This is a genomic window from Aeromonas sp. s8, assembly GCF_040907785.1.
Classification (GTDB): Bacteria; Pseudomonadota; Gammaproteobacteria; order Enterobacterales; family Aeromonadaceae; genus Aeromonas; species Aeromonas veronii.
Genome location: NZ_JBFOCL010000036.1, coordinates 1 through 9,306 on the forward strand (window position 1 = coordinate 1; position 9,306 = coordinate 9,306).

General features: G+C 57.2%; 8 protein-coding genes, 5 tRNA genes and 1 pseudogene. 5 read left to right on the plus strand and 9 right to left on the minus strand.

The window, feature by feature from the left end:
* Positions 1 to 1,132, minus strand: a protein-coding gene (locus AB5Y86_RS10665; protein ID WP_368192832.1) for an IS3 family transposase whose coding sequence is annotated in 2 segments (ribosomal slippage) — positions 1 to 877 and positions 877 to 1,132 — 1,133 coding nt annotated over the 2 segments. Because the reading frame shifts where the segments join, the coding sequence is not laid out codon by codon here. This gene is flagged as partial in the annotation.
* 282 nt (positions 1,133 to 1,414) lie between these two features.
* On the opposite strand from AB5Y86_RS10665, the gene AB5Y86_RS10670 reads away from it, so the two are divergent.
* On the plus strand, positions 1,415 to 1,879 hold the full coding sequence (locus AB5Y86_RS10670) for a hypothetical protein (protein ID WP_368192833.1): 465 nt from the start codon (positions 1,415 to 1,417) through the stop codon (positions 1,877 to 1,879).
* A gap of 283 nt (positions 1,880 to 2,162) precedes the next feature.
* Positions 2,163 to 3,998: a sigma 54-interacting transcriptional regulator gene (locus tag AB5Y86_RS10675; RefSeq protein ID WP_181224030.1), complete on the plus strand. Its 1,836-nt coding sequence runs from the start codon at positions 2,163 to 2,165 to the stop codon at positions 3,996 to 3,998.
* Positions 3,999 to 4,168: 170 nt separating this feature from the next.
* On the opposite strand, the gene AB5Y86_RS10680 is transcribed toward AB5Y86_RS10675, so the two are convergent.
* The 7 genes from AB5Y86_RS10680 to AB5Y86_RS10710 all read right to left on the minus strand — a co-directional run bounded on the left by AB5Y86_RS10680 (position 4,169) and on the right by AB5Y86_RS10710 (position 6,520).
* Positions 4,169 to 4,245, minus strand: a tRNA-Val gene (locus tag AB5Y86_RS10680).
* A 38-nt stretch (positions 4,246 to 4,283) separates the two neighbouring features.
* Positions 4,284 to 4,360: transfer RNA gene (locus AB5Y86_RS10685), tRNA-Val, on the minus strand.
* Between the two features lie 26 nt (positions 4,361 to 4,386).
* Positions 4,387 to 4,463, minus strand: a tRNA-Val gene (locus tag AB5Y86_RS10690).
* A 17-nt stretch (positions 4,464 to 4,480) separates the two neighbouring features.
* Positions 4,481 to 4,557 (minus strand) — tRNA-Val (locus AB5Y86_RS10695).
* Between the two features lie 12 nt (positions 4,558 to 4,569).
* Positions 4,570 to 4,646: transfer RNA gene (locus AB5Y86_RS10700), tRNA-Val, on the minus strand.
* 138 nt (positions 4,647 to 4,784) lie between these two features.
* Positions 4,785 to 6,164 (minus strand): MATE family efflux transporter, encoded by a 1,380-nt coding sequence (locus tag AB5Y86_RS10705; RefSeq protein WP_368192834.1) that lies wholly within the window; start codon positions 6,162 to 6,164, stop codon positions 4,785 to 4,787.
* A 149-nt stretch (positions 6,165 to 6,313) separates the two neighbouring features.
* On the minus strand, positions 6,314 to 6,520 hold the full coding sequence (locus tag AB5Y86_RS10710) for a YaeP family protein (protein WP_005352334.1): 207 nt from the start codon (positions 6,518 to 6,520) through the stop codon (positions 6,314 to 6,316).
* 131 nt (positions 6,521 to 6,651) lie between these two features.
* Here AB5Y86_RS10710 and AB5Y86_RS10715 point away from each other — a divergent pair, with 131 nt between their 5' ends.
* Both AB5Y86_RS10715 and AB5Y86_RS10720 read left to right on the plus strand, forming a co-directional pair.
* A complete protein-coding gene (locus tag AB5Y86_RS10715; RefSeq protein ID WP_368192835.1) occupies positions 6,652 to 7,554 on the plus strand; it encodes a DMT family transporter in 903 nt (300 codons plus the stop codon).
* Between the two features lie 102 nt (positions 7,555 to 7,656).
* A complete protein-coding gene (locus AB5Y86_RS10720) occupies positions 7,657 to 8,274 on the plus strand; it encodes a riboflavin synthase subunit alpha (RefSeq protein WP_368192836.1) in 618 nt (205 codons plus the stop codon).
* Positions 8,275 to 8,448: 174 nt separating this feature from the next.
* Here AB5Y86_RS10720 and AB5Y86_RS10725 read toward each other — a convergent pair whose 3' ends face one another.
* A complete protein-coding gene (locus AB5Y86_RS10725; protein WP_005336871.1) occupies positions 8,449 to 8,652 on the minus strand; it encodes a CPXCG motif-containing cysteine-rich protein in 204 nt (67 codons plus the stop codon).
* 191 nt (positions 8,653 to 8,843) lie between these two features.
* Here AB5Y86_RS10725 and AB5Y86_RS10730 point away from each other — a divergent pair.
* Positions 8,844 to 9,306 (plus strand): annotated as a pseudogene (locus AB5Y86_RS10730) (transposase); the annotation flags it as partial.

Below are 9,306 nucleotides of genomic sequence, written 5' to 3' on the forward strand. Positions count from 1 at the left end.
TCTTCGGCTTTTGCTGGCGGTATCCCGTCATTGTGTTGATGTGGACGCCGCCAGTTGTAGTAATCCATCAGGTAGTAACTGATATCCCGCTTCGCTGCTCGCAAGCTCATATATCCCATAGCCGGGAGCCACTCTGACTTCAGGCTCCTGAACAGTCGCTCCATCGGGGCGTTATCCCAGCAGTTGCCACGCCGACTCATGCTCTGGGTTATGCGATAACGCCACAGTCGTTGCCGAAATGCCCGGCTACCATATTGGCTGCCCTGGTCAGAGTGAAATAGCACACAGGATGGGCAACCCCGCTGCTGATAGGCCATCTCCAGTGCTTTGATGGCCAGCTTTGCATCTGGTTTATCTGACATCGCCCAGCCCACGACCCGCCGGGTGTACAGGTCAAGCACCGCTGCCAGGTAATGCCAACGACCACCTGCCCAGACGTAGGTGATATCGCCACACCACACCGGATTGGGTTGCTGGACATCAAATTCGCGGGCCAGCAGATTGGGAATGTCCGGTCGTTCAGACCGAGCGACTTGATAGCGATGAGCGCCAGGTTGCTTGGATGCCAGAGCGGCTTCCTTCATCAGGTTACGTACTTTGAATCGACCAATCTGATACCCCAACTCCCGCATCATCGACATCAAGGCACGGCTGCCTGCCGAGTTCCTGCTCGCTTTGAACAAACGGCGCAACTCACAGCGCTGTTGCATACGTTCACGGTTAATCGTCCGCCTGCGAGCCAGATAGTCGTAAAAACAGGAGGTGGGAACATCGAAGGCGCAGCAGACCAGAGTGATGGGGGCTTGCTCCCTTAATCGGTCTATCAGCGCGTACGTGTGAACTCGTCCGCCATCAAGAGAGCCGTAGCCTTTTTTAGAATGTCCTTTTCACGTTCGAGCCGGTTGATGCGGGCTTCCAGCTCCTGGATTTTCTGCTGCTCCGGAGTCAGCGCTTTGCTGATTGGGGTAGTGCCACTTCGTTCGGATTGAAGCTGCTGAACCCAGCGGCGAAGTATGGTTTCACCGATATCCAGTGCACGACTGGCTTCGGGGACAGAATATCCCTGGTCGAGCACCAGGGATGCGGCTTCGAGTTTGAATTCGGCAGTAAACGAGCGACGTAATCTTGTCATTGAACACCTCAGGTCATGGTGGCGACTGTACCACCTAAAATGGTGTCCGGGATGATTAGACCACTACACCCGCTGGCGGTCTGGCTGGCACTTCATCTGCCTGGCTAAGTCAGATTGTATCGCTGCGGCTCTTCTCGTGGAAACGGTTCGTACCACATCATTGCCTCGTGATACATCTGTCGTCCTCCTATCCAACCCTGAGCCCCGGGCCTAACGGCGACAGCTATAGTATGAAAAAGAGCTGACTGACACTGTTTAACCAATGCCAGTGAGGGAAACCGGATGAGCACAAGTGAGCAATCTGATCCTGTGGGGCAGGCAAAATCGCGCTATGACCCGGCATTGCCTACCGGTTATGACTGGCGCAGACACCGCCGTTTTATCCTCAGTGGCGGTGGTTACAAGGCAGAATGTCGCCGTCGCAACTGGTTTCTGGAGTTGCTCAACCCGGTGCCCTACGTAGTGGTGCGCGACATAGCCATCGGCGGCATCGGCATCTTGGGGGCCATACGGTTGAAAGAGGGGGATGAGCTGGTGATTGCCATTCCCTCTGGCGTGAAGCTGCGCGGTCTGGTCGTGAGATCCCAGCCAGACCCACTCTTTCCCAAACTCTATCGCACCGGTATTCGTCTGCATCGTTACCCGACGGCCGAGCTGTTTGCCCGCTGGCAAAGTTACATTCAGCCACAAGATAAAGCGGATTTCGACCATGAGTGCCAAGTCTTGAAACAGGTACGCGGCGCGTGAGCCAGATGCCATTTCAGTGGCTGTTTTCCCCACCTTCAGCATGATTTGTCGATGGATTCCGCAGATCAGCAGGCTTGGCTGTCCCGAGTGGTTTATCTTGCTGCATGTGTTTTCATCTTTATGTTTTTATTGAATTTTATCTGTGCCTCTGAAGTCACGGAGGATACGGATCATTTTCCCTTTTCGTGATCCCCCCCGAAGTAGTTCCCCCTGATATCCCTTAGTATCTGGCCAGCATGACTCCCTTTCGGGGGAGGATAACAAGAACAAAAAGGAATGATGGATGAGATCCGTGAGCAACCAGTGTCTGTTGATGCAGATCCAGCCGACCATCTTGCGCTTTGCCAAGATGCTGGCGAGTGTGCTGCAGCTTGAGGTCGAAATTGTGGATGCCGATATGGTTCGGGTGGCTGGCACCGGGCCCTATGGCAAATTCTTTGGACGTCAGCTGGAGGGGGATTCCCGCCTGCTGCGTTATGTGATTGATAACCAAAGGGAGAAGATCGTTACCCACACCAGCGATGATCCGGTGTGTGACGGTTGTACCTGCAAGGAGAGCTGCCGTGAGCGCGCCTTCCTCGGGGTGCCCATCATGGTGGACGAGCGCTGTATCGGGGTGATCAGTCTGGTGGCCTTCAGCGACGAGCAGCAGGCGCGCCTCAACAACAATCTGCAGGATGTGTGTGACTATGTGCGCCATATCTCCACCATCTTTGTAGCCAAGTTGCTCGATTCACGCGGGCTGTCGGACGGGGTCAACAAGGTGTTCCTCAATCTGATGACCAACATGGATCAGGGTTGCCTGCTGCTCGATGACAAGAGTCAACTGCTTTACGCCAACGAGGCGGCGCTCCATCATCTGGGTTGCCAGCAGGAACAGCTGCAGGGGCGCGAAGTGGGGATCCGCCCGCTCACCTTCTCCCAGCAGGGGCTGAGTGGTCATCTCCAGCACATCATCACCTTTGAGGGGCGTCAGGAGCTGATCATCGGTCAATTGCACCATGTGCAGGGCCAGCAGCTCTTTCTGATGGCGTTTCACCAGTCCCACTCCGGTCAGGTTCAGGAGCCGGATCCGGATGTGCGGATCGATCAGCTGATCGGCGAGAGCAAGCCGATGCGCACCCTCAAACGACTGCTGCACCGCATCGCCCAGAGTCCCTCCAGCGTGCTGATTTGTGGCGAGAGCGGCACCGGTAAAGAGGTGGTGGCCCGCGCCGTTCATCGCCTGAGTCCGCGGCAGGACAAGCCCTTTATCGCCATCAACTGTGCCGCCATTCCCGAACAACTGCTGGAGAGCGAGCTGTTTGGCTATGTGAAGGGCTCCTTTACCGGCGCTTCCAGCGGTGGCAAGCAGGGTCTGATTCAGGCGGCCCATCAGGGCACCCTGTTCCTTGACGAAATTGGCGACATGCCGCTCACCATGCAGGCCAAGCTGCTGCGGGTGCTGGAGCTGCGGGAGGTGACCCCCATCGGGGCCAGCCGACCGGTGCCGGTGGATATTCGCATCATCGCTGCCACTCACCAGCATCTCGATCAATACATCGCCGAGGGGAAGTTTCGTGAAGATCTTTACTACCGCATCAACGTCATCCCCCTCAACCTGCCGCCGCTGCGGGAGCGGGAAGGGGACGTGGAGCTGCTGACCCACTACTTCCTCAACCTCCACACCAGCCGCATTGGCATTGTCTATCCCGGTCTGGCACCCGAGGTGATGGCGCTGCTTAAGGGGTATCGCTGGCCGGGCAACGTGCGCGAGCTCAGCAACCTCATTGAATATCTGGTCAACGTCAGCCAGGCGGGCGAGGTGATTGACGCCAGCCTGCTGCCCCCCAACATCATCCGCAATCAGGAGCCCCATCTCGTCACCGCCCAGTCGATCCCGGTGACCAATCTGGATGCGGCGTTCAATGTGCCTGCCACCGCTCCGCTCGCTGCCACGCCGGAGAAACTGCCTGAACCCGTACCGGGTGAGAGTGGCCTTGAGAGCATGGAAAAACAGATGATAGAAGAAACCCTGCAGCGGCTCGGCAACAAAAAACTGGCCGCACAGGCGCTGGGGATTGGGATTGCCACCCTCTATCGCAAGATAAAGAAGTACGAGATCGCCGTGCAGAGCTGAAGATCTGGCGGCATCTATCCGGCCCGTGTCATTTATCGGATGACACGGGTTTTTTTATGCGAACAAGGCTCTGCGTCATTGCCGAATTGTGCTGAACGGATTGGCGGGGCAGGGGAGTGACTAAATGGCAGAATGCAAAAAGCCCGCTCGATGAGCGGGCTTTTTTAATCTGGTGCGTCCTAGTGGATTCGAACCACCGACCCCCACCATGTCAAGGTGATGCTCTAACCAGCTGAGCTAAGGACGCAGGGTGCGCAATGCGACTTTTATTTCTTTATGCAGAAGTGGTGGGTTTAATTGGATTCGAACCAACGACCCCTACCATGTCAAGGTAGTGCTCTAACCAACTGAGCTATAAACCCACATCTGCAAATCGTTCTAACTGTTATGGTGCGTCCTAGTGGATTCGAACCACCGACCCCCACCATGTCAAGGTGATGCTCTAACCAGCTGAGCTAAGGACGCATAACAGCAATCTGTGATGGTGCGTCCTAGTGGATTCGAACCACCGACCCCCACCATGTCAAGGTGGTGCTCTAACCAGCTGAGCTAAGGACGCATCACAGAAAAGTGGTGGGTTTAATTGGATTCGAACCAACGACCCCTACCATGTCAAGGTAGTGCTCTAACCAACTGAGCTATAAACCCACTTCACTACGCCAGCATTGCTGGCGTGGTCGGCATACTACCCATGCCCCCCAAGGCTGTCAACAGGCCATACGCACAAAGGAGACTGTTTGCCCAGTTCTTGCGCAGCCTGTTGATTTTGCAGGCGAGTTGCCGCTTTTACTGGGCCCGCGACAGGGTGGTGCACGCCTCCGGCGTCGCGAAGCGGCCATAGATATGGCGCAGGCGAGCCCCCAGCATCAGCGCGGCACTGGTGAGGCCGACGATAAAGCCAATCCAGAAGCCCTGCGGCCCCATCCGCGGAACCACCCAGTCGGTGAGACCCAGGATCATGCCGGTCGGCAGCCCCAGCCCCCAGTAGGCGACAATGGTGACGTAGAAGATCGCCTGGGTATCCTTGTAACCACGCAGCGCGGCTGCTGCGATCACCTGCACCGAGTCTGAGATTTGATAGATGGCGGCGAAGAACAGCAAGATGGCCGCCAGGACGATCACCTGCTGATCATCGGTATAGATGGAGGCGATCTGCTCGCGCAGCAGCACCGTCATGGCGGCAGTGGCAGCGGCGATGGCCATCCCCAGCATCAAGCCGGTGCGAGCAGCCACCCGGGCGTGATGGGGCTGCCCTTCACCGATACTGTGACCGACCCGGATGGTGACACCCACCCCGATGGAGAGGGGTAGCATAAAGACCAGGCTGGAGAAGTTGAGCGCAATCTGGTGGCTCGCCACCGTCTCGGCACCGAAGGGGGCCAGCATCAGGGCCACCACGGTAAACAGGGTCACCTCGCAGAAGATCGCCATGGCGATGGGGAAGCCCAAGCGAAACAAGCGCCAGATCCGGCTACCGTTGGGGCGAGCCAGCTGGGAGAAGAGGCGGATCTCGGTGAAGTGACGGGAGAGCTTCACATAGAGGAGCATCGCCAGCAGCATGGCCCACAGCACGATGGCAGTAGCCACGCCACAACCCACACCGCCCAGTTTCGGCATGCCGAAGTGGCCGTGAATGAAGATGTAGTTGGCGGGAATATTGACCGCCAGCCCGACAAAGCCGATCACCATGGTAGGCATGGTGTGGGAGAGCCCCTCACTGAAGTTGCGCAGCACCTGGAACAGCACGAACGCGGGAAGACCCCACAGGATGGCATGCAGATAGCCCGTGGTTTTGGCCGCCATCACCGGCTCCACATCCATGAACTGCAACGCCAGCGGGCTGTAATAAAGCGCAATCATCGCCAGCGGGGTGACGATCAGTGCCAGCCAGAAGCCCTGATGAACGGCCGGGCGAATGGCTTCGCGTTTACGGGCGCCATTGAGTTGGGAGACGATGGGGGTGAGCGCCATGATGATCCCCTGCACCAGCAGGATCACCGGTAGCCAGAAGCTGGACGCCACCGACACGGCTGCCAGATCGACTGCACTCACCTGTCCCGCCATCACGGTATCGACGAAGTTCATGGCGACCTGGGCGACCTGGGCGACCAGTATGGGGCTGGCTAGACGGACGAGCTGCTTCGCCTCGGACCAATAACGTTGCACTGACACCTCCGAGTGGATCAGATAAGAGTAAAAAAGAGCGGAAATCGGGAAGAGCCTTTGCACTTTCGGACGAAAGTGCAAAGGGTGGGGGAGGCATTCTAGCCTGAAATTCAGCCAGGACGAAATAGTTGCCGCCCCGAGGGGCAGGATCAGGCGTCTTCGTGATCGCTGATCAGCAGGTTGGCAGCGGCATAGGCGGCCTGTTCACGCAGTTCGGCGGGCACCCGCTCATCGGCGGCGACCGCGTTGAGGGCGCGGATAGTGGCGGCGATGGCCTTCGGCACATAGCCCTGCTCGCCGGAGCCAATCTGGTTATAGGCGATACGGATCGCTTCACAGCACTCATAAACCATCATGATTTGCTTCCTTGAAAGTAAAAAGGCGAGCAAATATAGCGGTTTTGCTCCCATTTTGTCAGTCTCGCGGTTGTAATTTGCGGCAAGCCCGTTAGTTTGGTTACCCCCTTTTTCCTGTTTCGGCCTCTTTGATGCTGTTCTCTTCGCGCAACTCACTGGCGATCTTTCTGACGCTGTTTGCACTTCTCGCCCTGACGCTTAAGGATGGCGCGGACAAATATCTGGTACTCCATGGCTACTCCGTGATGGAGATGGTCTGGTTTCGCTTCTTTGTTCCTTTCCTCGGTCTGCTGCTGTTGTTGCCAAGGCGCACCATGTCGGCGCTGCTGGCGGTGGATCGCTGGCTATTGTTGCGCTCGCTGCTGTTTCTGGTCTGTGCGCTGGTCTCGGTGATTGCGCTGGCCCATGTACCGCTCAACGTCTACACCATCATTTGCCAGCTTGGTTCGCTGGCCTTCGTGGTGGCGGGCGTGATCTTTTTCAGGGAGCGTCTGACCCGGGCCAAGGTGGCGGCCGTGCTGTTGGGGTTGTTTGGCGTGCTGGTGGTGACCCATCCTGACGGGGGCGACGCGAACCTCTACTATCTGCTGCCACTGGTCATTGTACTGGCCAACACCGGCTACAACCTCATCACCAAGCTGGTGGATCCACGTCTGACCACCCTCGATATCCTGATCGTCACCTGCTTCATGCTGGGGATGGTGGCAATGGTCGCACTCTGCTGGCAGCCTGCACTGTGGCGCACCCCTGGGCTTGCCGACTGGCCTTATCTGCTGGCGCTACCGTTGGTGACCCTGCTCTCCCAATATTGCCTTATCAAGGCGATGCAGTATGCGCAGGCCTCTACTCTGGCGCCCTTCTTCTATTTCCAGATCTTTTTTTCTACCCTCTGCGGCTATCTGATGTTTGGTGAAATGCCGACCCTCAGTAGTATGGCTGGGTGTCTGCTCATCGTGCTGGCTGGCATAGTGGTCATCCATTCCCAGCGCCGGGCTCGTGTGCTGGCGCGGTCTGAGGCGGCGGAGCAGGTGTGACAGTTTGTACGAAACGAATTGTGTAAAAACGGATTATGTAAAAGAAGCGGCCACAGGCCGCGATAAAAAACAGAGCGTGTTACCAGAAACAAAGAGGTGATGATGTTTACCGGAATTGTGCAAGGTGTGGCCGAGCTGGTCGCCATCGAAGAGAGTGCTTCATTTCGTACCCACGTGATCCGCATGCCCAGCTCGGCGTGGGGGGAAGGGCTGGCCCTCGGCGCTTCGGTCGCCCACAACGGCTGCTGCTTGACCGTTACCCGGGTAGAGGGTGAGCTGGTCAGCTTCGATCTGATGCAGGAGACCCTGCGCCTGACCAACCTCGGCAAGCTGCAGGTGGGGGACAAGGTCAATGTGGAGCGGGCTGCCCGCTTTGGCGACGAGATCGGCGGTCATGCCATGTCTGGCCATATCATCGGCATGGCGGAGGTTACCTCGGTGATCGACACCCCCAACAACCGTCAGGTGTGGTATCGCCTCGCTCCCGAGCTGATGAAATATGTGCTGACCAAGGGGTATATCGGCATCGATGGCATCAGCCTGACCATAGGTGAGGTGCGCGAGCGGGAGTTCTGCGTCCACCTGATCCCCGAGACCCTGGCCCGCACCAACCTGGGTTGGGTCAAGGCTGGCTGGCAGACCAATATCGAGATCGATCCCCAGACTCAGGCCATCGTCGATACGGTGGAGCGGGTACTGGCGGCGCGCGGGGGTCACTGAAAGGAAACGGCTCGGTGTCAATCCCCTCATAAGCAAGGGCCTGCAGTGTGCAGGCCCTTGTTATTTACATGGTGAAAATATCCACTCAACTTTCTATGGCTCGCAGTCACAACATCTGCTCAGCTCTTTGCGACTTGCAGGCAAAACAGATGCTCAGCCTTTTGTGACTCGCAATCAAAACAGTTGCTCGTCGTCTGCATCCACAAACAACTGCAAACAGTCGCGGGCTTCGTCGCGGTGAAGCCGCAGGTGGATCGGATTGCAACAGGCCATGCAATCTTCGTAAAACTCCTGATCACCCTGGCTGGCATCCAGCTCGACCCGGGTATGGTGGCCACAGTGAGGGCAGACGATGCGCTTGCTGGTGTACTCGATCATGATAACCTCCTCGGGCCCTGAGGCCGCCTATCTACCCTGATTCTAGTCGGGCTGCTGGGGGTTAACCGCGAGCAAACGCACGTTTATGACAGAGGTCAAGTTAGAGCGATGGCAAGGTGCAACTGTAGTGGTCTAATCATCCCGGACACCATTTTAGGTGGTACAGTCGCCACCATGACCTGAGGTGTTCAATGACAAGATTACGTCGCTCATTTACTGCCGAATTCAAACTCGAAGCCGCATCCCTGGTGCTCGACCAGGGATATTCTGTCCCCGAAGCAAGCCGTTCACTGGATGTCGGTGAAACCGTGCTCCGTCGCTGGGTTCGGCAACTGCAATCCGAACGAACCGGCACCACTCCTATCAGCAAAGCGCTGACTCCTGAGCAGCAGAAAATCCAGGAGCTGGAAGCCCGTATCAACCGGCTCGAACGTGAAAAGGACATTCTAAAAAAGGCTACTGCTCTCTTGATGGCGGACGAGTTCACTCGTACGCGCTGATAGACCGATTAAGGGAGCAAGCCCCCATCCTCCTGGTCTGCTGCGCTTTCGATGTGCCTACTTCCTGTTTTTACGATTATCTGGCCCGTAGGCGGGCGATTAACCGTGAGCGTATGCAGCAGCGCTCTGAGTTGCGCCGGTTGTTCAAAGCGAG

What these genes read in the sequence shown, in the direction of transcription:
- AB5Y86_RS10675 (WP_181224030.1), top strand. Translation starts at nt 2,163, where the DNA reads ATGAGATCCGTGAGCAACCAGTGTCTGTTGATGCAGATCCAGCCGACC.
- AB5Y86_RS10710 (WP_005352334.1), bottom strand. Translation starts at nt 6,520, where the DNA reads ATGATGGTTTATGAGTGCTGTGAAGCGATCCGTATCGCCTATAACCAG.
- AB5Y86_RS10670 (WP_368192833.1), top strand. Translation starts at nt 1,415, where the DNA reads ATGAGCACAAGTGAGCAATCTGATCCTGTGGGGCAGGCAAAATCGCGC.
- AB5Y86_RS10720 (WP_368192836.1), top strand. Translation starts at nt 7,657, where the DNA reads ATGTTTACCGGAATTGTGCAAGGTGTGGCCGAGCTGGTCGCCATCGAA.
- AB5Y86_RS10725 (WP_005336871.1), bottom strand. Translation starts at nt 8,652, where the DNA reads ATGATCGAGTACACCAGCAAGCGCATCGTCTGCCCTCACTGTGGCCAC.
- AB5Y86_RS10715 (WP_368192835.1), top strand. Translation starts at nt 6,652, where the DNA reads ATGCTGTTCTCTTCGCGCAACTCACTGGCGATCTTTCTGACGCTGTTT.